Annotated in this window: 18 protein-coding genes and 4 tRNA genes; 13 read left to right on the top strand and 9 right to left on the bottom strand. The window is 68.6% G+C overall.

What is annotated here, in order from left to right; translation table 11 throughout:
* Positions 1-45 precede the first annotated feature (45 nt).
* The 4 genes from H5393_RS02175 to H5393_RS02160 all read left to right on the top strand — a co-directional run bounded on the left by H5393_RS02175 (position 46) and on the right by H5393_RS02160 (position 3,021).
* A complete protein-coding gene (locus H5393_RS02175) occupies positions 46-294 on the top strand; it encodes a PLD nuclease N-terminal domain-containing protein (RefSeq protein ID WP_182763857.1) in 249 nt (82 codons plus the stop codon).
* Between the two features lie 77 nt (positions 295-371).
* Positions 372-977, top strand: a complete 606-nt coding sequence (gene dhaL, locus H5393_RS02170) for a dihydroxyacetone kinase subunit DhaL (RefSeq protein WP_182764239.1) — start codon at positions 372-374, stop codon at positions 975-977.
* Between the two features lie 41 nt (positions 978-1,018).
* Entirely contained in the window at positions 1,019-1,837 is an 819-nt protein-coding gene (locus tag H5393_RS02165; protein WP_182765345.1) for a nucleotidyltransferase family protein, read from the top strand.
* A complete protein-coding gene (locus H5393_RS02160; RefSeq protein ID WP_182765344.1) occupies positions 1,834-3,021 on the top strand; it encodes a galactokinase family protein in 1,188 nt (395 codons plus the stop codon). The genes H5393_RS02165 and H5393_RS02160 overlap by 4 nt, the downstream gene beginning before the upstream one ends.
* Before the next feature lie 135 nt (positions 3,022-3,156).
* On the opposite strand, the gene H5393_RS02155 is transcribed toward H5393_RS02160, so the two are convergent.
* Both H5393_RS02155 and H5393_RS02150 read right to left on the bottom strand, forming a co-directional pair.
* Complete coding sequence (locus H5393_RS02155; protein ID WP_182765343.1) at positions 3,157-4,068, bottom strand: cation diffusion facilitator family transporter; 912 nt, start codon at positions 4,066-4,068, stop codon at positions 3,157-3,159.
* Between the two features lie 47 nt (positions 4,069-4,115).
* On the bottom strand, positions 4,116-5,057 hold the full coding sequence (locus tag H5393_RS02150; RefSeq protein WP_182765342.1) for an NAD(P)-dependent oxidoreductase: 942 nt from the start codon (positions 5,055-5,057) through the stop codon (positions 4,116-4,118).
* A 198-nt stretch (positions 5,058-5,255) separates the two neighbouring features.
* Here H5393_RS02150 and H5393_RS02145 point away from each other — a divergent pair, with 198 nt between their 5' ends.
* Together H5393_RS02145 and H5393_RS02140 are read left to right on the top strand one after the other, a co-directional pair.
* Positions 5,256-8,303, top strand: a complete 3,048-nt coding sequence (locus tag H5393_RS02145; protein ID WP_182765761.1) for a glycine--tRNA ligase — start codon at positions 5,256-5,258, stop codon at positions 8,301-8,303.
* A gap of 18 nt (positions 8,304-8,321) precedes the next feature.
* A complete protein-coding gene (locus H5393_RS02140; protein ID WP_182765341.1) occupies positions 8,322-9,785 on the top strand; it encodes a patatin-like phospholipase family protein in 1,464 nt (487 codons plus the stop codon).
* On the opposite strand, the gene H5393_RS02135 is transcribed toward H5393_RS02140, so the two are convergent.
* From H5393_RS02135 to H5393_RS02125, 3 genes are all read right to left on the bottom strand, one after another.
* Positions 9,782-10,780 carry a tocopherol cyclase family protein gene (locus H5393_RS02135; protein WP_182765340.1) on the bottom strand — a complete coding sequence of 333 codons (999 nt, stop codon included), beginning with the start codon at positions 10,778-10,780 and terminating at the stop codon, positions 9,782-9,784. The genes H5393_RS02140 and H5393_RS02135 overlap by 4 nt on opposite strands.
* Before the next feature lie 9 nt (positions 10,781-10,789).
* Positions 10,790-12,289, bottom strand: coding sequence for a CYTH and CHAD domain-containing protein (locus H5393_RS02130; protein ID WP_182765339.1), 1,500 nt, complete (start codon positions 12,287-12,289; stop codon positions 10,790-10,792).
* 54 nt (positions 12,290-12,343) lie between these two features.
* Positions 12,344-12,419 (bottom strand) — tRNA-Lys (locus H5393_RS02125).
* 42 nt (positions 12,420-12,461) lie between these two features.
* Here H5393_RS02125 and H5393_RS02120 point away from each other — a divergent pair.
* The 5 genes from H5393_RS02120 (at position 12,462) to H5393_RS02100 (ending at position 15,318) form a co-directional block, all read left to right on the top strand.
* Positions 12,462-13,109, top strand: a complete 648-nt coding sequence (locus H5393_RS02120; RefSeq protein WP_182765338.1) for a hypothetical protein — start codon at positions 12,462-12,464, stop codon at positions 13,107-13,109.
* Positions 13,110-13,470: 361 nt separating this feature from the next.
* Positions 13,471-14,856: an SH3 domain-containing protein gene (locus H5393_RS02115; RefSeq protein WP_182765337.1), complete on the top strand. Its 1,386-nt coding sequence runs from the start codon at positions 13,471-13,473 to the stop codon at positions 14,854-14,856.
* 69 nt (positions 14,857-14,925) lie between these two features.
* Positions 14,926-14,998: transfer RNA gene (locus H5393_RS02110), tRNA-Glu, on the top strand.
* A gap of 143 nt (positions 14,999-15,141) precedes the next feature.
* Positions 15,142-15,215, top strand: a tRNA-Asp gene (locus tag H5393_RS02105).
* 29 nt (positions 15,216-15,244) lie between these two features.
* A tRNA-Phe gene (locus H5393_RS02100) sits at positions 15,245-15,318 on the top strand.
* 45 nt (positions 15,319-15,363) lie between these two features.
* Here H5393_RS02100 and H5393_RS02095 read toward each other — a convergent pair.
* The gene (locus H5393_RS02095) at positions 15,364-16,314 is read right to left on the bottom strand and encodes an alpha/beta hydrolase (RefSeq protein WP_182765336.1); all 951 of its coding nucleotides are present in this window, start codon (positions 16,312-16,314) and stop codon (positions 15,364-15,366) included.
* 11 nt (positions 16,315-16,325) lie between these two features.
* Entirely contained in the window at positions 16,326-16,571 is a 246-nt protein-coding gene (locus H5393_RS02090; protein ID WP_182765335.1) for a DUF3073 domain-containing protein, read from the bottom strand.
* Positions 16,572-16,767: 196 nt separating this feature from the next.
* Between H5393_RS02090 and H5393_RS02085 the strand changes: the two genes are divergently transcribed.
* Together H5393_RS02085 and H5393_RS02080 are read left to right on the top strand one after the other, a co-directional pair.
* Positions 16,768-18,972 carry an NADP-dependent isocitrate dehydrogenase gene (locus tag H5393_RS02085; RefSeq protein ID WP_182765334.1) on the top strand — a complete coding sequence of 735 codons (2,205 nt, stop codon included), beginning with the start codon at positions 16,768-16,770 and terminating at the stop codon, positions 18,970-18,972.
* A gap of 239 nt (positions 18,973-19,211) precedes the next feature.
* Positions 19,212-20,837 (top strand): endo-1,4-beta-xylanase, encoded by a 1,626-nt coding sequence (locus tag H5393_RS02080; protein WP_182765333.1) that lies wholly within the window; start codon positions 19,212-19,214, stop codon positions 20,835-20,837.
* Positions 20,838-20,902: 65 nt separating this feature from the next.
* Here the strand turns inward: H5393_RS02080 and H5393_RS02075 are convergent, their stop codons facing one another.
* Together H5393_RS02075 and H5393_RS02070 are read right to left on the bottom strand one after the other, a co-directional pair.
* Entirely contained in the window at positions 20,903-21,451 is a 549-nt protein-coding gene (locus tag H5393_RS02075; RefSeq protein ID WP_304650648.1) for a type 1 glutamine amidotransferase domain-containing protein, read from the bottom strand.
* Between the two features lie 161 nt (positions 21,452-21,612).
* Positions 21,613-22,305 carry a YceI family protein gene (locus tag H5393_RS02070; RefSeq protein ID WP_182765331.1) on the bottom strand — a complete coding sequence of 231 codons (693 nt, stop codon included), beginning with the start codon at positions 22,303-22,305 and terminating at the stop codon, positions 21,613-21,615.
* Between the last annotated feature and the right edge of the window lie 129 nt (positions 22,306-22,434).

The following is a 22,434-nucleotide window of genomic DNA, read 5'->3' as shown; positions in this document are numbered from 1 at the left end:
TCACCCTAAACCGCGCTCCGGCCTGGACGACGTAGACTTAGGCGCATGCCCAGGATCCTCCTCATCATCGCGGTGGTGATGCTCACCATCTACTGCGTGGTCGAGGTCGCGCAATCCCGCGGTTACCAGGTCCGGGCCATGCCCCGCTGGCTCTGGGCCTTCGCCGTCATAGCGCTGCCCATCGTGGGGCCGGTGTCGTGGCTCGTCCTGGGCAGGCCGCTGAAGAATCACCCGCAGGTCCGCGATCATCGGGCCCCCGATGACGACGAGGATTTCCTGCGCGGCCTGCGCTGACATCGCGCGTTCACCTTGTGGGCGTACAATCTCGCCCGTTGTCTCGTCTGAGGAGGACGCACGTGGGAGCCGGAGTGATGGTGGTGGCCGAGTGGCTGCTGGAATGCTCGCGCGAATTCGTTGCCCGCATCGATGAGCTGGATGAACTCGACCGCGCCCTGGGCGATGGCGATCACGGCACGAACATGGTGCGCGGTTTCGCGGCGGCCGAGAACCTCGACCTCAGCGCCCAACTCCATGCCGCCGAGGCGCTGCGCCAGGTCGGCATGGCGCTGGTGCAGAACGTGGGCGGCGCCTCCGGGCCGTTGTTCGGCACGTTCTTCCTCCGTGCCGGCGCCCACTGGGACCCGTCGCTGACCACCCCCGGCCTCGCCCTCGCGCTGCGGGAGGCGCTCCGCGGAGTGCAGGCGCGCGGCAAGGCAGAACCGGGCGACAAGACGATGATCGACGCGCTGGCCCCGGCCTCTGCCTCCCTCGACGCGTCGGCCGCCGAAGGCGAGAATGTCGCGGATGCCCTGGAGAAGGCGGCCGCGGCCGCCGAGGCCGGGCGCGACGCCACCGTCGACATGGTCGCCCGCCGCGGCAGGGCCGCGCTGAACGCAGACCGGTCGGTGGGCATCATCGACCCGGGAGCCGTGTCGATGGCCCTGATTCTGCGCACGGCGGTTCACCACATCGGCTGACCACTTCGCGTCCCACCCGCGGCGGGCAATAGGGTGGTGCCATGAGCTATGAGGCACCTCACAAGGCAGTCATTCTGGCCCGCGGGCTGGGTTCGCGCATGCGCAAGGAAGCTGAGGGTGTCGACCTCAGCGAAGAGCAGTCCAAGGCGGCCGACGCGGGCGTCAAGGCGATGATCTCCGTCGGGCGTCCGTTCCTCGACCATGTGATCTCCGCGCTGGCCGACGCCGACTTCACCGACATCTGTCTGGTGATCGGCCCGGAGCACGACATGATCCGCGAGTACTACGACAACGTGGCCAAGGAGCGCATCACCGTCTCCTACGCCGTCCAGGAGGAGCCGCTCGGCACCGCCAACGCCGTGCTCGCCGCGGAGGAGTTCGCCGGCGACGACCGCGTGCTGGTGATCAATTCGGACAACTACTACCCCGCAGAGGCCCTCACCCTGCTGACGGACGTCCCCGGCTCCGCCCTCGTGGGCTTCACCCGCAACGGGATGCTCACCAAGTCCAACATCGCACCGGAGCGCATCGCCGCCTTCGCGCTGGCCACCGCCGATGACGAGGGGAACCTGGCCGAGTTGGTGGAGAAGCCGGACCAGGAGACCATCGAGCGCCTCGGCGACGATGCGGTCATCTCCATGAACTGCTGGCTGTGCACTCCGGCCATCTTTGCGGCGGCCAAGGCCATCCCGCTGTCGGCGCGCGGCGAGTACGAGATCACCGACGCGGTGCGCCGCGCCATCGAGGACGGCGACCCGTACGCCGTCGTGAAGGCCGACGCCGGCGTGCTCGACATGAGCAACCGCGGCGACATCGCCTCCGTCGTCGAAGCCCTCGGTGACCGCGAGGCCCGTCTGTGAAGTGGTTCGTCCCCGGCCGCCTCGAGGTCCTCGGTAAGCACACCGACTACGCCGGCGGCCGGTCGCTGCTGGCTGCCGTGGACCGCGGCATCACCATCACACTGGAGGACGCGGACGAAGGCTTCTACGCCTCGACGACGGCCGTCCCCGGTGAACTGACGCTCACGCCCGGGTCGCCATCAGGCCTGCCGAAGGGCCACTGGGGCAACTACGTCCAGGCGACGCTCGACAGGCTGTTTATGAACTTCGGCGAGCTGAAGCCCGCCCGCCTCGTGATCGACTCCAACCTGCCGCTGGCCTCGGGCATGAGCTCGTCGTCGGCGCTCGTGGTGGCGGTGGCGCTGGCCGTGGTGGACCACAACGACATCCGGGAGCGCGACGAGTGGAAGGCCAACATCCACTCCGACATCGACCTGGCCGGCTACATGGCCACGATGGAGAACGGGCTGACCTTCGGCACCCTCGCCGGCATGCGCGGCGTGGGTACCTTCGGCGGCTCGGAAGACCACACGGCGATGCTCTGCTGCCACGAGGGCAGCCTGACCGAGTTCACGTTCTGCCCCATCGAGGAGGGCGCCTCGGTGGCGCTTCCCCAAGAGTGGTCGTTCGTCGTGGCGGTCTCAGGTGTGCTGGCCGAAAAGACCGGCGGGGCGCTGGAGTCGTACAACAACGCCTCGTTGCGGGCGCGCGAACTGGCTGAGGCGTGGAACGACGCCACCGGCCGCGAGGACGCCGTCCTCGCAGACGCGCTGGCGTCCGACGATGACGCCCTCGAGGGGCTGCGCGCGATCGCGGCCTCGGATGAAGGCCTCACCAGGCGCCTGACGGCCTTCGTCACCGAATCCGAGGTCGCCATCCCCCAGGCGGTGAAGGCCCTGCAGGCCGGCGACCTGGAGGCCTTCGGCCGCGCCGCCGACCTCTCGCAGCGCAACGCTGACGAGCAGTTGGGCAACCAGATCCCCGAGACCAACCGCCTCCAGCGGCTCGCCCGCGAGCTGGGCGCGGCCGCCTCGGCAGGCTTCGGCGCCGGCTTCGGCGGCTCCGTCTGGGCCCTGGTCAAGACCGACGAGGCTGAGGCCTTCGCCGACAGGTGGCTGGCTGCCTATGTGGCCGAGTACCCCGAGGTCGCCGAGACCGCCTCGACGATCGTCACCCGCCCCGGCGGCCCGGCCCGTCGCCTCTAGCGGCAACAAGAGAGAAAATAGCTCCCTCGCAAGGGGTTCCCTGCGTGACGTCACGCACGGAACCCATCGCGAGGGAGCTTTGTTGCGCATCCAGCCGCCAGCGGCACCTTGCGGCGGCAGTGCGGCCAATCTTGATCAGATGAGGAATTCGTCCTGGTAGCTGCGCGGGTCCTCGATGGGCTCCAGGTGGCCCAGCACGCGGAGGTCCGGGAACTCCTCCTGGATGAGGTCGACCAGGTCCTCCATCGCGTCGTGGCCCTCCTGCACCGTCCAACTCCCGGGGACGAGCATGTGCATCTCCATGAAGGCGCGGGCCCCGGAGACGCGGGTGCGGAAGGCATGGAACTGCACATGCTCGTTGGTGTGTCGGTCCAGGATCTCGCGCAGCCTGGTGTTGGTCTCCTTGGGCAGCGACTCGTCCATGAGCCCGGAGGACGACTCCATGACCAGCCGCCAGCCGGTCCACAGGATGTTGAGGCCCACGAGGATGGCGATCACCGGGTCGAGCCAGTCCCAGCCGGTGAGGCCCACGAGGAGGATGCCGACGATGACGCCGGCCGTGGTGATGAGGTCGGTGTAGAGGTGCTTGGCGTCGGCACGCAAGGTGATCGAGTTGTGCTTCTTCCCGGCGCGCATCAGGACGAACGCGACGGCCCCGTTGACGAGGGCCGCCACCACGGAGATGCCGAGGCCGAGGCCCACCTCCTCGATGGGCCGCGGGTCCATCAGCCGCTGGATGCCGAACACCAGGATCGCGGCGGCCGCGATGAAGATCAGCACGCCCTCGACCCCCGAGGAGAAGTACTCCGCCTTCGTGTGACCGAAGTGGTGGTTCTTGTCCGCGGGGCGAGCAGCGAGTTTCAACACGTACAACGCCACGAACGCCGCGACCAGGTTCACCACGGATTCGGCCGCGTCGGACAGCAGGCCCACCGAGCCGGTGACCCACCACGCGCCCATCTTCAGGACGATGGTGAGCAGGGCGGCGGCGATGGACAGCCACGCGAACCTGGTCAGGTCAACGCGCTGCGTGGGAGAGGAAGGCACGCGTCAATGGTGGCCCTTCTGGCGGGTCAAACCCAAACGCCGCGCACTCAGCGCAGGACGTTGCGCAGCTGACCGCCCGTCGCCAGCGCGCTCACCTGCCGCGCCACGAACTCCGAGGCACCGACGGGCCGGTCGCTGGCGATGTGGGGGGTGATCAGCACGTTCGGCTCGTCCCACAACGGCGACTCCGCGGGCAACGGCTCCACCGCGGTCACATCCAACGCCGCAGCGGCCAGCCGCCCCGAGCGCAGCGCGGCCAGGAGCGCCGCCTCATCGACGGTGGTGCCGCGCCCCACGTTGACCAGCAACGCGCCCTCCTTCAGCGCCGCCAGCCGGCCAGCGTCCAGCGCCTTCGCCGTGGACTCCTGGCTGGGCAGGATCATGACCAGCACGTCGGTGTCGGCGAGCACCTCGTCGAGGCCCTCATCGGCGACCACCGGGAACCCGTGCCGCTCCCCCGCGCTCCTGGCGACGCCCGTCACCTCGGCGCCCAACGACTTCAGCAACGGAGCGACGGTGGACCCGATCGACCCGAAGCCCCAGACGGTCACCTTCGCCCCGCGCAGGCTCACGACGCGGCCGTCGTCGCCACGGGCCGCGACGGCGCCGCCCAGGTGGTGGTCCCAGCGGCGCTCGCTCTTCCTGACCAGAGCCAGCGGCAGGAAACGCACCAGCGCCAGGGTCAGGGCCAGGATGTGCTCGGCGACGTTGTCGTCGTGCAGCCCGACGCCGTTGGCCAGCACCACGTCATCGTCGAACCCCGCCGCCAGCACGCTGTCCGCACCGGCCGCCAGCCCCTGCACCAGCCGGAGGCCGGTCATCCGCCGGGCGGCGTCGTCGATCACCGTCTGCGGCTGCCCCCACACGACGAGCACGTCGGCGTCGAGGTGCGCTTCGGGCACCGCCTCGTCGGGCGGCACGACGACGACCTCCGCGCCCTCGAACTGCGGCGCTCCGCCGGGAAAAGTGCTGGGGATCACAACCTTCATGCCTGCAGGCTAGCCGTGGTTGCGCTGATTCCCCACAAGCAATTGGATGTGGTCACGGCTTCGGTAACGACGTTTCTCGGCGTGTCGCGGCGCTGACCCCATCCATTGCTCACGGCCCAGGGTGCGGGGCGCGACCACCGGGCGAAACCCGGATGGGATTCCCAGGCGCGAAGTCGATAGCATGACGGGGTGCTGACCATGCAAGATGCCCTCCGCCGTCTTTCCGACTACTGGACCTCGAAGGGGTGCCTGACCTGGCAACCGTTCAACGGTGAGGTCGGTGCCGGAACGATGAACCCCGCCACCGTGCTGCGCGTGCTCGGGCCTGAGCCGTGGGACGTGGCGTACGTGGAACCTTCGGTGCGCCCGGATGATTCCCGCTACGGCGAGAACCCCAACCGCCTGCAGATGCACACCCAGTTCCAGGTGATCCTGAAGCCGGAGCCCGGCAACCCGCAGGAGCTGTACCTCGGCTCGCTCGAGGCGCTCGGCATCGACCTGTCCGCCCACGACGTGCGCTTCGTCGAGGACAACTGGCAGCAGCCCGCCATCGGCGCGTGGGGACTCGGCTGGGAGGTCTGGCTCGACGGGATGGAGATCACCCAGTTCACCTACTTCCAGCAGGTGGGCGGGCAGAACCTCGACCCCATCCCGGTGGAGCTCACCTACGGCGTCGAACGCATCCTGATGGCACAGCAGGGCGTGACGCACTTCAAGGACATCGTCTACTCGATCGCCGCGGACGGCCGCCCCGTCACGTACGGCGAGGCCTTCGGCCAGCAGGAGTACGAGATGAGCCGCTACTACCTGGACGACGCTGACGTCGATGCCAACCGTCGCCTGTACGAGACCTACGTGGCAGAGGCCACCCGGATGGTGGAGGCCCGCCTCCCCGTGCCGGCGCACGGCTACATCCTGAAGTCGAGCCACGCGTTCAACGTCATGGACGCCCGCGGCGCGATCTCCACCACCGAGCGCGCCAAGGCCTTCGCGACGATGCGCCGACTCATGCGCGACACCGCCGCCCTCTGGATCGAGCGCCGCGAGGAGCTCGGCTTCCCGCTGCTGCACGAGGCTGCCGTCGGGGAGCAGGCTGCGCCCGCCGTCGACGCCGGCACGCTGAGCGACGACCCGCAGACGCTCGCCTTGGAGATCGGTGTCGAGGAACTCCCTCCGCACGTCGTGCCGCAGACCATCGAGGCCGTGCGCACCGCACTCACCGAGAAGCTCGCCGCCACGCGCCTCAGCTACGGCGACATCACGGTGGAGGGCACCCCCCGCCGCATCGTCGCAGTGGTCGACGGCGTGGCCGCCCGCGAACCCGACGCCGAGCAGTTGCGCAAGGGCCCCAAGTGGAGCGCCGCGTTCGACGCCGACGGCAACCCCACCAAGCCGCTCGAGGGCTTCATGCGCGGCCAGGGCGTCACGGCGGATCAGATCGTGCGCGCCGAGATCGGCGGCAACGAGCACGCCGCGGTGTCGGTGAAGGTCGACGGCCGCCACGTCGTGGATGTGGCCGCCGAGGCCATCTCATCCATCATCGGTGGTCTTCGCGCCGAGAAGAACATGCGCTGGAACGACGCCAACCTGTCGTTCTCCCGCGCCATCCGCTGGCTCGTCGTGCTCTGGGGCGACACCGTCGTCCCGGTCAACGTCTCGGGGCTGACGGCGGGCCGCACCACCTACCTCCAGCGCGCGGTCCAGGGCCAGGAGAGCGGCAGGCGTTCCGACGGTGCCCTCGTCGGGTTCGTCGAGGTGGCCACCGCCGCAGACCTGCTGCCCACCATCCAGCAGGGCTCCATCCTGCTCAGCTCCGAGGACCGCCGCGCCTCCGTCGTCAGCCAGGCCGAGGCCCTCGCCCGGGGCGTGGGCGGCACCATCGATGTCGACGCCGAGTCCTCCGTCATCGACGAGATCACCAACCTCGTGGAGGACCCCCGGGGTGTGCTGGGCAACTTCGACGAGCGCTACCTCGACCTGCCCGAGCAGATCCTGACCGCCGTCATGCGCAAGCACCAGCGGTACCTCCCCATCTACCGCGATGGCAGGCTCGCTGCGCACTTCGTCACCATGGCCAACGGCCTGTGCGACGACGACGTGGTGCGCGCCGGCAACGAATCCGTCATCCGCGCCCGCTACGAGGATGCGCTGTTCTTCTGGAACGCCGACCTCGCTGCAGAGGGCGTGGACGGCTTCGTGCCCGGCTTGGACAAGCTGACGTTCGAAGACCGCCTCGGCTCGGTGGGCATGCGCGCGCGCCGCATCGCCGATGTCGCCGGCAGGCTGGCAGACCGGCTCGGCATCGACGGCACGGACCGCGAGACCCTGAGGCGCGCCGGGCAGCTCGCCAAGTTCGACCTGGCCACCCAGATGGTGGTCGAGATGAGCTCGCTGGCCGGCTTCATCGCCCGCGAGTACGCCGTCCGCAAGGGCGAGACCCGGGCGGTGGCGGACGCGCTGTTCGAGATGGAACAGCCGCACACCTCCGCCGACGCCGTGCCCGCCTCCGTCCCCGGTGCGCTGCTGGCGTTGGGTGACCGCTTCGACCTGCTCGCCGCCATGTTCGCGCTCGGCGCCAAGCCCACCGGCTCCTCAGACCCGTTCGGTCTGCGTCGCGCCGCCCTCGGCGTCGTGCGCATCTTGCGCGAATCGGCCGGCACCCCGCTGGAACGCCTCACCGTGCGGGCCGGGCTCGAGGACGCCGTCGCACGGCTGGCTGAGCAGGGCGTCGACGTGGCCCCGGACGCCGTCGAATCCGCCCTGGAGTTCACCATCGGCCGCTTCGCGCAGCTGCTGCGCGACGAGGGCACCTCCGCAGATCTCGTGACGGCGATCCTGCCCGCGGCAGACGCGCCCGGACGTGCCGCCCGCCTGCTGGGCGAACTCGCCGGGGCCCAGTCGGACCAGGCGCTGCGTGACCTCGTGTCCACCAATGTGCGCATCGCCCGTATCCTGCCCGACGGTGTCGCGGCCGGCTACGACGAGGCCAGCCTGACCGAACCCGCTGAGGTGGCCCTGAAGGAGGCCGTCGAGGCGGTCCAGACCGGCATCGCCGACCAGCCCATCGCTCACGTAGTGACGCACACCGCCCCGGTGGTGCGGGCCGCGGTGACGTTCTTCGACGACATCCTCGTCAACGCGGAGGACCCCGCCGTCCGCGCCGCCCGACAGGGCCTCCTGGCGTCGGTGCTGGCGTTGTCGCCGGAGGGTATCGATTGGAAGGCCCTCGACATCGCGCTGAGCTGAGGCCAGTAACCTGGGGTCATGGCAGTTAAGGGCTGGTTCGGGCTTCCGTTCTTCGCGAAGGATCCGCAACCGGAGGTCGTGACGTGCACGCTCTCGGGCGGCGGCTCTCGGGCCAGCTTCCAACTGGGCGCGCTCGACTACCTGTACCAGCATGACGAGCGGTTCACGCCGACGATCTTCGTCGGCACCTCCGCCGGTTCGATCATCGCCAGCGCGCTGGCACAGGGCCGCGACAGGGAAGAGCAGTACGGCTATCTCACGCGGCTGCGGACCATCTGGAACGGGATGCGGGAGCAGAGCGACATGTTCACGCCCCGTCCCTGGCTGTCGACGGCGGAGCGCCAGGCGCCCACCCTGCTGGAGCTGATGAAGCCGCTGCGGCCTGAACCCCCGAAACCGCGCCAACCGCTGCTGCAGCTGCCCTTCCTACGCCCGCAGCTTCAGACCCCGGTGACTCCTGCGTCACCGATCGAGGCACCGGACCCGCTGGAGTTGGCGCTCCAACCAGACGAGGAGCTCCGTTCCGACTGGTCGTTGGCCACGCTCGGCGCCATGGCGGGCGCCCTGAGCCGGCTGAGGCTCAGCGACCTGAACGCCGTCGCGTTCGGCCTGGAGCGCACCCGTTCCATGTACCGGCCCGGCCCGGTGCTCTCCCAGCTCCTGCACGACGAGATGTTCGTCCCCGATCGGGTGGCCGTGTCCGGCATGACGTTGCGCATCGCGATGGTGGGGCTGGAATCCGGTGAGCTCCGGTTCATGACGGAGGACGGCCAGTTGGTGAGCCGCTGGAACGAGCCGTACGACGACACGCACCACGACCTGGGTGTGGGCGTGCTGGCCTCCTGCTCCATCCCCGCGGTCTTCCGACCGGTGCCCATCGGCGGCGAGACCTACGTCGACGGCGGGGCCCGGGAGAACCTGCCCGCCGAGCTCGCCATCGGCCACCTGGGCGGGGCGCGCAACTACGTGCTGAGTTCCCAGAGCCAGGGCGTCCAACGGCGCGCCGCGATGACCGACGTGGACCTGTTCGCCGTGGTGATGCGCTCCACCGAGATCCTCATCGACGAGGCCGGCCGCGACGAGCTCGCCTACGCCCACTCCACCGGCGCCGAGGTGGTCCATCCGGAACTGAGCGTGCACGACGCCATGACCGTGCATCCGGCGCTGATCACGATCAACGAGGCCTACGGCTGGTTGCGAGCCGCAGAGATGCACCTGGGGCTCGGCCCGGACGAAGAGGCCCGGCACCGCCGCATCATCGAACTGCGGATGCGGATCGTGCAGTTGGAGGACCACTTCCTCAGCCTTGAACTGCCGTTGAAGCGCGACGTACAGCGGCTGCGCAGCGCCAAGGTGGAGCTGCGCGACCTGGTCCGCTCAGCCCACTCCACCCCCATGCCGGCGGGCGCGGACAGCTGGTGGCTTGAGTGGGAGCGGCGGGTCGTACCGCCGTCGATCGATCCACCCTGGCTCAGCCTCTAGCCTCGCCTGCGCGCGGCCTCCGCCTCTGCCCGCGCCAGCCCGCCGTGCTCGAGGCCGGCCAGCCGTGACTCCCCGGCCCACATGACGCGGCCGTCGCGTCGGACCGTGACGGCCATCCGCCCGGCCAACTGCTCGAGCGCCCCCGGGGTGCCGCGGCGCTCCTCGACGAGGGGGACGGGAAGCACCAACGCCTGGGCGGGTTCGGCCTCGGCGTCGAGGTCCACCTGCCAGCGGGCCGAACGGGCCCGAAGTCGCCAGCGCGAGTCGCTGGTGGTGGCCCGGACGGGCGACGTCACAGGGTTGCCGAGCCGGAGCACCGCACCGTCGGGAAGGCGGACCACCAACCCGGTGACCTCCGTGCGCAACGGGCCGGCGCGCACCTCGCCTCCGGCGAAGGCCACGCAGACCTCCGCATCCGCGAACCCGTGCGCCTGTCCCCACCACCAGGACTCTGGAAACCCCGCCCGTCCCCAGTTCTTCTCCCCGTACACGGCCGCACCCGAGAGGTCCCAGCGTTCGCCGTCGACCACGGCCCCTCCGTCGGCCGTGCCGCCCAAGAGCCAGGGGTGCCAGTACTGGTTGAGCGCGGGCACGCTCTGGAAGTAGCTGGAGCCACCGAGGAGGCGGTGCGGCCAGCGCCGCTGCGCGCCGATCGTGACGTCGAGCCGGGCATCCGGACCGAGATCGACGGCGACCCTGGCGTCGTCGCCGAAGAAGCGGCCATCGAGGGTGCGGGCACCGGGCCCGAAGCGTCTGCATTCGGCTCCTTCGATCACCGCGTGGCGCCAGAAGCCGCCGGAGGTGCCGATCCCGCACAGGGCCCAGGGCCCGGCCGCAGTCTGCTGGACGCCGATCAGCGCGATGAGCACGCGGCCGGTCTCGGCGTGCGTGAACCGCCAGAAGTGTCCCTCCATGGCGACCCCGTGGGCTCGCTCGGGGAACCCGAAGGGAAGGTCCGCGCCGCTGCGTCGGTAGGAGCCCAGGTGATGCGGCATGGGCATACCCTAACGGGGGAGTACCCGGTCGAGGGCCCGTTCGGCTCCCTTCCTGAGGTCGCCGCTCTGACCGGCGCGTTCCAGGCCGGCGAGCACGCCGTAGGTGAAGCTCGGCTCCCCCGCCGTCTCCGCCGCCGCAGCTACGTCCGTCAGCGACCGGGTGGCCACGGAGGAGTCCTGCAGCAGGCCCATCGCATCCGTGGCGGCCTCCCACTCCTCGGCGGACTCGCCTGCGCGGTCGCCGAACGAGGGCGCCACGGCCTCGTAGGCGTAGCGCACGGCCTTGGCCCGCTTGCGTGCCTCATGCAGCAGGTGCAGCTGGGCGTCGCCCTCGGCGTGCGCCGCCGCGTCCCTGTCACGCCCGGCCCGACGCACCGCCTTGCGGATGAGCGGCGGCAAGACCGTGCGCGCCGGTTTCGAGGCCCGCCCCCGCCACGGCGTGTCGCCCAGGAAATCCAGGAGCGAGTCAACCAGCGCCAGATAACGCTCCGAGTTCAGCGCCGCCACCAGCGCATCATGGGCGGAGTCGTGCCGGGTGCCCACCTCGTGCCGCAGCCGTTCGTGCACCGGGCCCCTGACCAGATCGCCGGGCAGCTCGTCGAGCTCACCGCCGAGGTGCTCGAGCATGACCTCCGCGTCGCGGGGTGCGCCGAGGAGGTCGCCGAGCCAGGACAGTTCGTCGCGCAGCGGGTCCGAGAGCTCGCGCCGGAACAGCCGCCGGAACGTGCGCAGTGCGCTCCGCAGTCGCCGCACCGCGAGCCTGCCCTGGTGCACGGCGTCCTCCTCATCGGCCCGCATCGCGTCCTCGCGCCCGACGACGGCGGCCACCTCCCGGCGCAGGTAGGAGTGCACCAGCACCGCCGCTGGCCCCGAACGACGAGGGCCCCGCCCCTTCCCGACGCGGCGGGGCAGGCTGCCGAGGGACCACACCATCTTGGACGGGGATTCCGAGCGCTCGACGCCGTGCTCGGCGAACCGCTCTTCGACCGCGGCGAGCAGTTCCTCGGCGCCGTCGATGAGCTCGACCTCGACCTCCCGCATCGACAGCCCAGAGGGCAGGGCGCTGACGCGGTCGTCGGACAGGCCGGCGAGGACGGCGCCCTCCGGGCCGAGCAGCTCAGTCTCGGTGCGCTGGGTGGTGAGGAAGGAGAGCGGGACCAGCGCGTTCTCGGGGTCGGCGGGCCAGTCGGCACCCAGGGCGGCGGCGACCGCGCCCAGCAGCTCGGTCGGCACCCGCAGGTGGCCGGGCGCATCGTCGAGATCCGCGTGGACCTCCCGGCGCGAGCGGGGGCCGACGGGCAGCTTGAGGTGCCAACCGTCGTCGCTGCCCCCGATCCTCCGGCGAAGGGTGATGGAGTGCCTGGTCAGGAGGAGGTCCACCGTGTCGCAGTAGACGGCCCGCTGCCGGTACTCGTGGACGGCACCGAGGCGGACGAGCCCGTCCAGCGGGGGGACCGAACCGTCCTTCTCCAGCTCGAACTTGAACTCAGTCTCAAGGTGTCCAGCCATGCCACCCAAGCTACGCGACACCCGTCGGGCGCCGCGCTGGTGTTCGGCAAGTGATGGTGCCCCCAGCGGGGCTCGAACCCGCGACCCATGGATTAAAAGTCCACTGCTCTGCCAACTGAGCTATAGGGGCCTAGACAGAATAGCGCCACTTCGGCATGGCATGCTTGGGGACATGCCTTCCTGGCTCTGGTTCGTCGTTGTCGTCGGCGTGGGTGTCCTCATCCTCGCCGGAGCCGTGCTGCTCGACCGCAGGCAGCGTCGCCGCAGCACCGGCGCCGGTGAACCCGCACCTCGACGCGGGCATCCCCAAGTGGACAGCCACGTGCCCCGCTACATCACGCAGGACGAGATCGACGACCTCCCGTCGCCCGCCGCCGGGCACACCCGCGACCTCCCCCGGCAGGGCGAGGGTTTCGGCTTCGGCCACGCCCATCCGGATTTCGCCACCAACCCCGAGGGCGCCTCCTACGATGACCCCCGGCTGCTGATCGTCGACGGCGAACTCAGCTCCATGCGGGAACTCCTCGCGCCGTTGAAGTGGGCGCGCGAGGGCGTCCCCCTGGTCGTGGTGGCGGCCGGCTTCCATCCGGAGGTCCTGGCCACGCTCGCCGCGAACCGCCGCGCCCTGGCCATGCCTGTGGTGGTCGCGGTGGCCGACAGGCGGGACCGTCGCCGGCTGGCCGAACTCAGCGGCGCTCAGGAACTGAGCGGGGCGGATCTCCAGGCCGGCTACGTGCCGGGTTCCGCCCTGGGCACGGCCCGACACTGGTCGAGCACCTCGAGCAGTGCGTGGGTGGAGCCCGGCTCGGCGCGGCCCTGATCCGAACCTCAACCTCAAGCCTCAACCTCATGGTCGAACCTCAAGCTGCACTTGAGTCGGGTTCTTCCTGAAGCTTCTGACACTTCTTACCAGACCTTCAGTTACCGGATCTGGCACGGTCTCCGGCGGAACCCCTAGCCAACCCTGAGTCGGGCCATGAAAGCCCATGAAAACTACGTCAGTGTGTTTCTCATCATTCACCCGGCGTGTCGCCTTGCCGTCTCTAAGGAAACTCTCAAGTTCCATTGTCTGACAACGCGTTTCCTTCCTAATGTCCATCGCACCGGCGGACGTGCCGGGACCAATTTCCGGTCCGGGGAAGCGGCACGTCCTCCCGCCCCCAGCGACGACGAGGAGAGACGTGAACAAGGCACTGAAGAGCCTGAGGCTGAGCGCGGCCGCGGTCGGAATCGCCGTCCTGGCGCAGGGACTCGGCGGATTGGCGCTCGGCCCCGCAGCCACTGCCAACGGCGAGGTGACCGCGAAGACACGCGTCCACGTGCGCACGGAACCCAGCGCCTCCAGCGCGAGCCTCGCCGTGCTGAACAAGGGCGACAGCCTGCCCGCGCAGGGCTCGAAGGACGGCTGGACCGAGGTCTCCTTCAACGGCACGACGGCCTACATCGCCACCGCCTACATCCAGGGCAGCAGCGTCCTCGCCGGCGCGCCCACCTCCGCCATCGCGAACGGCACCAGCCAGGGCAGCAAGGGCACGGTCTACTCGACCACCACCCTCAACCTGCGCAAGGGCCCCTCCACCGACGACCCCATCGGCGTCCGCGTCGAACGCGCCGTGCGCCTGGAGTTGACCGGCACCGTCAGCGGCGAGTTCGCCCAGGTCACCTACAAGGGCGGCACCTACTGGGCCGCCGCGCGCTACCTGAGCGATACCGCCGCCTCGGCCCTCTCCTCCCTCCCCATGGCCACCGGCAAGGCCCGCGGCACCGCGGCGCTGATGGTGCGCTCCTCCCCCAAGGCCGAGTACATCAACTACGGCGACGCGCCCGTCGGCACGATCTTCGACACCACCGGCAAGACCTCCAACGGCATGGCCCAAGTCATCCACAACGGCGCGGTCCGCTGGGTCAACGCCCGGTACCTCACCCAGATCCCGCTGAAGGCAGCGTCGCCTTCAGCGCCAGATCTGCCCAAGACGTCGACCCGGTACGCCACCACCCTGCTCAACATCTGGGCGGCGAGCACGGGGTCCAAGTACAACGGCGAAATCCAGCGCGGCGCGGAACTGCAGGTCACCGGCATCGTGGAGAACGGCCGCGCCCAGATGGTGCACAACGGCGAGCTGCGCTGGGTGACGGCACGCTACGTCGCCAAGACCCCTCCGGCGACCGGCGGCGCCTCGGGCGGCAACAGCGGCGACATCAACAAGGGGTACTCCTCCGGCCTCGAGAAGACCAACGCCAACGTCCAGGCCATCGCCTGGGACGTCTGGGCACGCTTCCCGCAGATCAAGACGCAATACGGCTGGCGTCGCGACGTGACGCCGGACCACCCGGCCGGCCGCGCCGTCGACGTGATGATCCCGAGCTACAAGAGCAACCAGGCCCTCGGCTGGGAGATCGCGAACTACTACCGCGCCAACGCGAAGAAGTTCAACATCAACTACATCATCTTCGGCCAGAAGATCTGGTCCGTGGCCCGCAACAGCGAGGGCTGGCGCGCCATGGCCTCCCGCGGCGGCGACACGGCCAACCACTACGACCACGTGCACATCAACACGTACGGGTGAGTGTGAACCGCCGGCGTTTGCCGGCGGTTTGCCTGAACGGCTCAGAGTCTCTAAACTTCTTCGAGCTAGGTCCCCATCGTCTAGCGGCCTAGGACCCCGCCCTTTCACGGCGGTAGCACGGGTTCGAATCCCGTTGGGGATGCGATGCAGTTGAGCTTCGGTTCGGCTGCAAACAGGTAATGACAACGGGTTCGCCCGATGTGACAACCGCGAGGATGTCACGCTATAGTTACCGGGCTGGCGCAGGCCAGCAGGGCCGGGAAACCGGTCGAAGGTCAAGAAATTGGCCCCGTAGCGCAGTTGGTTAGCGCGCCGCCCTGTCACGGCGGAGGTCGCGGGTTCGAGTCCCGTCGGGGTCGCTGGTATGGCGGAAACGCCAGGCCAAGCCGGCCAGGTAGCTCAGTTGGTACGAGCGTCCGCCTGAAAAGTGGAAGGTCGCCGGTTCGATCCCGGCCCTGGCCACAAACCCCCTCGCCCAGCGTGGGGGTTTCTGCTTTTCCCGGTTCTTCAGCGCTGCGCGTAGCAGCGGATGAAGCGGCCGAATTCCTCGAAGACGACGGCACGGACCTTCTCGGACGACAGCGTCAGGTCGTGCATGGCGTCGGGCACGCGGATGATGGTCACGCTGTTGCCCAGTTTCGGCGCGCGCGCCGCGATGAGCTCGACGTCGAGCACGATGTCGGCCAGCTGCTGCTCCTCGCCCCACACCCTGCTGAAGAACGACCGCTCCGAGATGGCCACCAGCACCGGGCAGTCGACGTGGAGGCCCTCCGCGACGCGGGCGTGGCCGGTGGTGATGGCGGCCAGCCACCCGAAGCGGGCCCGGAAGGCCGGATCGCCCTTGAGGTTGAGGTTGTAGGTCCACTCGCCGTCCTCGGAGGCGGCCACCGAGCGGCGGTAGAAGCCCGAGTCCCCCAGCGGCAGCACCGTCGTGGGGGCGACGGCGCGCGCCGCCGTCACTGCGGGCCTCAGCAGCGTGTTGCCGTAGGTCTCCAGCCAGGGGGCGTTCAGGATCAGGCCAGTGAATGTGCCGGGCCGCTCATCGGCGAACAGGGCGGAGGTCAGGCCCCCGGTGGAGTGCCCCATCAATACGATCTCGTCGTGCCCCTCGGCCCGCACGATGTCGACGGCGGCGTCGAGCTCCACGAAGTAGTCGGCGAGGTCCGCGATGTAGCCGGCCAGCAGGCCCGGACGCAGCGATCGCCCGTACCGCCGTAGGTCGAGGGCATAGAAGTCACGGCCCAGATCGCGCATCGCGTCCGCGAGATGGGTCTGGAAGAAGTAGTCGTTCCAGCCGTGGACGTACAACACGGCGCGCCCGGAGACGGGCGCGCCGCGGCGCACAACTGTTGCCACCAGGGAACCCTTCGGTTCCAGGGCGTACGTGGGTTCATCACTGAGGTCTATCGAGCGCTGCTCGTAGCCCGGCAACTCGGTGTCGGGCACCCAGTTGGTCACATCAGTGTCTGTCAGGAAGAACGACGCTCGTCGAGGCCGTCGTAGTCCTCATCGTCGGTGTAAGCCTCATATTCGGCTGCCAACTCGGCGTAGGGGTCAGGGTCCTCGGTTTCGCTGGTGTCATCGTCCTCGTAAACTTCGTCGACAACATCCCCGCGCAGCTCCCGTTCCAGAGACGAGAAATCCGTCTGGATTGAACGGTACTTGAGCTCACGGGCGACCTTGGTCTGCTTCGCCTTTGCACGGCCGCGCCCCATATCGGGTCGACCCCCTTGCTTTGTTCATCGCGTGCTTGCCGCGGATCTGGTCACTAACTCGTGGGTACAGGCTACCTAATCGTTCGATTTACTCCAAAGAAGGCGTCGTCTCGCTCATCCCCTGTTCGCGGCCGACGAACAACGCGCCCGATGGCTAAGCTGAGGAGGCGCATCCCGACTCAAGGAGTTCCTTCGCATGGGCAAGATCATTTACACCCTCACTGATGAGGCCCCCCTCCTCGCCACGTACTCGTTCCTCCCGATCGTCAACGCTTTCGCCGGCCAGGCAGGCGTCGATATCGAGACCCGGGACATTTCGTTGGCGGGCCGGATCCTGGCACAGTTCCCGGATCGCCTCGAGGAGAAGGTGGATGACTCCCTCGCCGAACTCGGAGAGCTCGCCAAGACCCCGGATGCGAACATCATCAAGCTGCCCAACGTGTCCGCCTCGCTCCCCCAGTTGAAGGCGGCCATCGCCGAACTGCAGGGCCTGGGCTACGCCATCCCGGACTTCCCGGAAGACCCGCAGACCGACGAGGAGCGCGACGTCCGCGCCCGCTACGGCAAGGTCATGGGTTCGGCCGTCAACCCGGTGCTCCGCGAGGGCAACTCGGACCGCCGCGCCCCGGAGTCCGTGAAGAACTACGCCAAGAAGAACCCCCACCGCATGGGCGCGTGGAGCAGCGACTCCAAGACCTCCGTGGCCACCATGGATGCCGACGACTTCCGCCACAACGAGCAGTCCGTCGTACTGCCCTCCGCAGACACCCTGACCATCCGTCACCGCGCCGCCGACGGCACCGAGACCGTCCTGAAGGACGGCCTGAAGGTGCTGGAGGGTGAAGTGGTCGACGCCACGGTGCTGCGCGCCGCCGCCCTCGACGCATTCCTCACGGAGCAGGTCGCCCGCGCCAAGGAGCAGGGCGTGCTGTTCTCCGTCCACCTGAAGGCCACCATGATGAAGGTGTCGGACCCGATCATCTTCGGCCACGTCATCAAGGCGTTCTTCCCCGAGGTCTTCGAGAAGTACGGCGCAGACCTGGCGGCTGCGGGCCTCTCGGCCAACGACGGGCTGGGCGCGATCTATGCCGGCCTGGAGAAGCTCAACAACGGCGCCGAGATCAAGGCTGCCTTCGAGCAGGGCATCGCAGACGGCCCGACGCTGGCGATGGTGAACTCCGACAAGGGCATCACCAACCTGCACGTCCCCTCGGATGTCATCGTCGACGCCTCGATGCCCGCGATGATCCGCACCTCCGGCCACATGTGGGGCCCCGACGGCGGCGAGGGCGACACGCTCGCCGTGCTGCCGGATTCGTCCTACGCCGGCGTCTACCAGGCCGTGATCGAGGACTGCCGCGAGAACGGCGCCTTCGACCCCTCCACCATGGGGACAGTGCCCAACGTGGGGCTGATGGCACAGAAGGCAGAGGAGTACGGCTCGCACGACAAAACCTTCGAAATCGAGTCCGACGGCGTCGTCGAGGTGGTGAACTCGGCCGGTGACGTGCTGATGAGCCACGACGTGGCCGCGGGCGACATCTGGCGCGCCTGCCAGGCCAAGGACGCCCCCATCCAGGACTGGGTGAAGCTGGCCGTGACCCGCGCGCGGATCACCGGCTGGCCGGCCATCTTCTGGCTCGACCCGGAGCGGGCCCACGACCGCAACCTCATCGAGAAGGTACGCACCTACCTGGCAGACCACGACACGGAGGGGCTCACCATCGAGATCATGAGCCCGATCGAGGCGACGAAGTACACCATCGAGCGGATCCGCCGTGGCGAGAACACCATTTCGGTCACCGGCAACGTGCTGCGCGACTACCTGACGGACCTCTTCCCCATCCTGGAGCTGGGCACCTCCGCCAAGATGCTGTCGGTCGTGCCGTTGATGGCGGGCGGCGGCCTGTTCGAGACCGGCGCCGGGGGCTCGGCCCCGAAGCACGTGCAGCAGCTCGTGGCCGAGGACTACCTCCGCTGGGATTCGCTGGGCGAATTCCTGGCGCTGGCCGCCTCGTTCGAGCACCTCGCCCAGACCGAGGACAACGCCCGCGCCGCCGTCCTGGGCGCCACGCTCGACAGGGCCACCGGCACGTTCCTCGACAACGACAAGTCCCCCACCCGTCGCATCGGTGGGATCGACAACCGCGGCTCGCACTACTGGCTGGCCCGCTACTGGGCCGAGGAACTCGCCTCCCAGACGGATGACGCGGAGCTGGCACAGACCTTCAAGCCGGTCGCGGAGGCGCTGGCGTCGAAGGAGGGGCAGATCATCTCCGACCTGCTCGGGGTGCAGGGCAAGCCGGCCGACATCGGCGGCTACTACCGGCCCGATCCGGCGAAGACCACGGCGGTGATGCGCCCCAGCGCCACCATGAACGAGGTCATCGACTCGCTCTGACCGCCGCCCACACATCGGACACACAGTGCCCCGCAGCCACGGCTGCGGGGCACTGTCACTGCTACCGGACGGCTAAGCCCCTGGAAAAAACGTTATCGAAAACTCCCGGGGCCCTTGACGATGATCCTGGGACCAACTTATGGTCGTATTAAGTTTGGTGACGCACCAAAATGGGTGGGGCGGCCGGGCATCACGGATGATGCCCAGCATGCCTGCCCCGCCACCCACGAGAGGAAGCAATGTTGTCTCGTCATCGCCGCCGAGTCGCGGCCCGCTGGATCGGCGCGGGTCTCGCAGCAGCACTCGCCACCGTCAGCTACGCCGTGCCCGCCCAAGGGGCGCCCGCCGACGTCGCTGATGCCCCCATCCCATCGCTGAAGGAGACCTACGCGGACTACTTCAACGTGGGCAACATCTACTCCGGCCGCCAGACCTACCAGGAGGGCACCCCGAACTGGGCCCAGGTGGATCGGCACTACAACGTCATGACGGCCGAGAACATCATGAAGCCGGACCAACTGCTCCCCAACGCGAACATCAACCTCGACACGGGCGAGTGGAACTTCACGTTCGACGAGGCTGACTACTTCGTGAACGAGTCCCTCGCGAGGGACATCAAGGTCCACGGCCACGTGCTGGTGTGGCACAGCCAGTCCCCCAGCAAGATCTTCCAGGGCGGCCGCGACCAGGCCCGCGCCAACATGGAGCGCTACATCGAGACAGTCCTGACCCACTTCAAGGGCCGCGTGGTGTCGTGGGACGTCGTCAACGAAGCCTTCAGGGATGGACTCGACACGTTCGACCCCGAGACGCAGAACTGGGAGGACTTCCTCCGCGGCGGCCCCGGGGACTACGCCTACTCCGGTTGGTACAACGCCTACACCACCGACATGGACGTGGAGGCAGGTGAGTCTCCCGGCGACTTCATCTACGACGCCTTCGTCTTCGCCCGCAAGTACGGTCCCGAGACCAAGCTGGAATACAACGACTTCAACGTCTTCCAGTCCGAGGGTAAGGCAAAGGCCATCATCGCCATGGCCACGGAACTCAACGAGCGCTACGCGGCTGAGTACCCCGACGACCCGCGCCAGCTGATCGAGACCATCGGCCTGCAGTCGCACAACTACATCAACCAGACCCCGGCGTTCGCCTGCTCCGACCTCACCCGGCTCCCGGGCCTGGTCGACGAGTCTGCCGAGGAGTGGCAGCCGGGCGCCTGCTCGGACCACGCCTCCGTCGAACGTTCCCTGCAGCTGATCATCGAGGCCGGCTTCACGGCCAACGTGAGCGAACTGGACCTCCAGGTCTGGGAGGCCTGGAACGCCGAGCCCGAGGGCTCCAACCGGGCCAACTACGCAGACCTGGACGACCCCACCGTGGCCGACCGCTTCTACAAGGACGGCTTCACCTACTGGGTGGGCAAGATCGAGAACCGGATGGAACTGGAAGCCATCCAGGCACAGCGCTACGCCGAGTACTTCGCGGTCTACAAGAAGTACTCGCAGGACATGGACCGCGTGACGTTCTGGGGTCTGACCGACTACCTGAACTGGCGCGCCACCCACAATCCCCAGTTGTTCAACAGGGACTGGTCCGAGAAGCTCTCCGCTGACGCGGTTGCGGATCCGGAAGGCTGGCTGGGCGTCAAGAAGCCCATCATCGACGAGTCGAGGCTGACAGACAGCATCGCATGGGCCGACAGCCTGGATCTGCGCGGCAAGAACTACAAGGGCGCCACGCTCGGTGCCGTCAACAGCACCCGCGGTAAGGCCAACGCGGTGCTCCGCAGCAACCGGACCCAGGCCGAGGTGAATGCGGCCACTGAGGCACTGGTCGCGGCCATCACCGCCCTCCAACCGAAGTAGTCGACGATGACAAGCGCCCCGCAGCCTCGTGCTGCGGGGCGCTTCGCGTCCGTGGCGACGCGGCGTCAGGCCGTCTGACCCTGGTGGCGGCCCTCGGCGAATTCCTCGATCAGCTTGGCGTTGAACGCCGGTAGGTCGTCGGGCGTCCGGCTGGAGACCAGACCCTGGTCCACCACCACCTCCTCGTCGACCCAGTCTGCGCCGGCATTGCGCAGGTCCGTCTTCAGGCTGCCGTAGGAGGTGAGCCTGCGGCCCTTGACCACGTCCGCATCGGTCAGGATCCAGCCGCCGTGGCAGATGACCCCCACCGGCTTGTGCTGGTCGAAGAAGCCGCGCGTGAACCTCACCGCGGCCTCCTCCATCCTCAGGTGGTCCGCATTCACGACGCCACCGGGCAGCACCAAGGCGTGGAAGTCTGAGGCGTCGACGTCACCGACAGTGGCGTCCACCTTCTGGGTGTGCCCCTTCTTGCCCTTGACATCGCCGCTTTCCGGGGCGACGAGGGTCAGTTCGGCGCCCGCGCTGGCGAGGGCCTCCCAGGGGCTGGCCAGCTCCGAATCCTCGTACCCATCGGTGAGGAGGAAGGCGACCTTCTTGCCGGACAGTTCGGACATGTTCATCTCCTAGGTTCGGGGCCCTCCACGCTAGTCGGCGAAACGGGCGCGCCCAATACCTGAAAGTGTGGGTCAGCCCGGGCGGTCGTCCTGCCCAAACTGAAAGGGGCGGGCCCTCACGGACCCGCCCCTGTGTTTCACCACCCCAGTGGTGAAGTGATTCAGCCGAAGACGCGCTTCAGCCAGCCCATGAAGCCACCCTGCTGTGCGGCGGCGGGGGCGGTGGTCTGCGGCTGGGCAGCGCGGGTCGGTGCGGGGGTTTCGACGACCGGCTGGGCCTCGATGACGGGCTCGGCCACGGCCTCAGCCTCGTCGGCCTGCTTGATGGCGGAGACCTCGAAGACCAGATTCACGTTCTCGGAGACCAGCACGCCCCCGGTCTCGAGGGCCGCGTTCCAGACGAGGCCGAAGTCCTTGCGGTTGACCTGGACGGAGCCACTGAGGCCCACGCGCTCGTTGCCGAAGGGGTCCACGGCGACACCGTCGTACTCGAAGGGGATGCTCACCTCGCGGGTGACGTCCTTGATCGTGAGGTTGCCCTCGACGTCCAGGCCCTCGCCGGCCGCGGTCACCTTGGTGGAGGTGAAGCGGATGGTGGGGTAGGTCTCGACGTCGAAGAAGTCGCCGGAGCGGAGGTGACCGTCGCGGTCCGCGTTGCCGGTGTCGATGGACGAGGCCTGGATGACCACGTTGATCTTGGCGTCTTCCAGGTTGGCGCCGGTGGCGGCCGTGCCCTCGAAGTCGGTGAAGGAGCCGCGCACCTTCGTGACCATGGCGTGACGGGCGGTCCAACCGATCTCGGTGTGGCTGTTGTCGATGACGTAGTTGCCGGACAGTGCGGTGAGTGCAGTCATGGGGTTCTCCCGGGATTGGGGCGAGCTCGTCACTCACCGGTTGTTGAAGATGCTACTACTTTAGCACACTTACTTGAAACGTCAACTACTGACGAATCGGCCGTCACTGATTGACGCCCGAGCGCCCGG

Source organism: Tessaracoccus sp. MC1756 (assembly GCF_014164735.1).
Classification (GTDB): Bacteria; Actinomycetota; Actinomycetes; order Propionibacteriales; family Propionibacteriaceae; genus Arachnia.
This window is presented reverse-complemented; position numbering and strand designations above follow the sequence as displayed.

Coding starts and splice junctions, on each gene's coding strand:
- H5393_RS02070 (WP_182765331.1), bottom strand. CDS start 22,305: ATGACTGCACTCACCGCACTGTCCGGCAACTACGTCATCGACAACAGC.
- H5393_RS02175 (WP_182763857.1), top strand. CDS start 46: ATGCCCAGGATCCTCCTCATCATCGCGGTGGTGATGCTCACCATCTAC.
- H5393_RS02145 (WP_182765761.1), top strand. CDS start 5,256: ATGCAAGATGCCCTCCGCCGTCTTTCCGACTACTGGACCTCGAAGGGG.
- H5393_RS02130 (WP_182765339.1), bottom strand. CDS start 12,289: ATGGCTGGACACCTTGAGACTGAGTTCAAGTTCGAGCTGGAGAAGGAC.
- H5393_RS02080 (WP_182765333.1), top strand. CDS start 19,212: ATGTTGTCTCGTCATCGCCGCCGAGTCGCGGCCCGCTGGATCGGCGCG.
- H5393_RS02135 (WP_182765340.1), bottom strand. CDS start 10,780: ATGCCGCATCACCTGGGCTCCTACCGACGCAGCGGCGCGGACCTTCCC.
- dhaL (WP_182764239.1), top strand. CDS start 372: ATGGTGGTGGCCGAGTGGCTGCTGGAATGCTCGCGCGAATTCGTTGCC.
- H5393_RS02165 (WP_182765345.1), top strand. CDS start 1,019: ATGAGCTATGAGGCACCTCACAAGGCAGTCATTCTGGCCCGCGGGCTG.
- H5393_RS02085 (WP_182765334.1), top strand. CDS start 16,768: ATGGGCAAGATCATTTACACCCTCACTGATGAGGCCCCCCTCCTCGCC.
- H5393_RS02120 (WP_182765338.1), top strand. CDS start 12,462: ATGCCTTCCTGGCTCTGGTTCGTCGTTGTCGTCGGCGTGGGTGTCCTC.
- H5393_RS02150 (WP_182765342.1), bottom strand. CDS start 5,057: ATGAAGGTTGTGATCCCCAGCACTTTTCCCGGCGGAGCGCCGCAGTTC.
- H5393_RS02090 (WP_182765335.1), bottom strand. CDS start 16,571: ATGGGGCGCGGCCGTGCAAAGGCGAAGCAGACCAAGGTCGCCCGTGAG.
- H5393_RS02140 (WP_182765341.1), top strand. CDS start 8,322: ATGGCAGTTAAGGGCTGGTTCGGGCTTCCGTTCTTCGCGAAGGATCCG.
- H5393_RS02075 (WP_304650648.1), bottom strand. CDS start 21,451: ATGTCCGAACTGTCCGGCAAGAAGGTCGCCTTCCTCCTCACCGATGGG.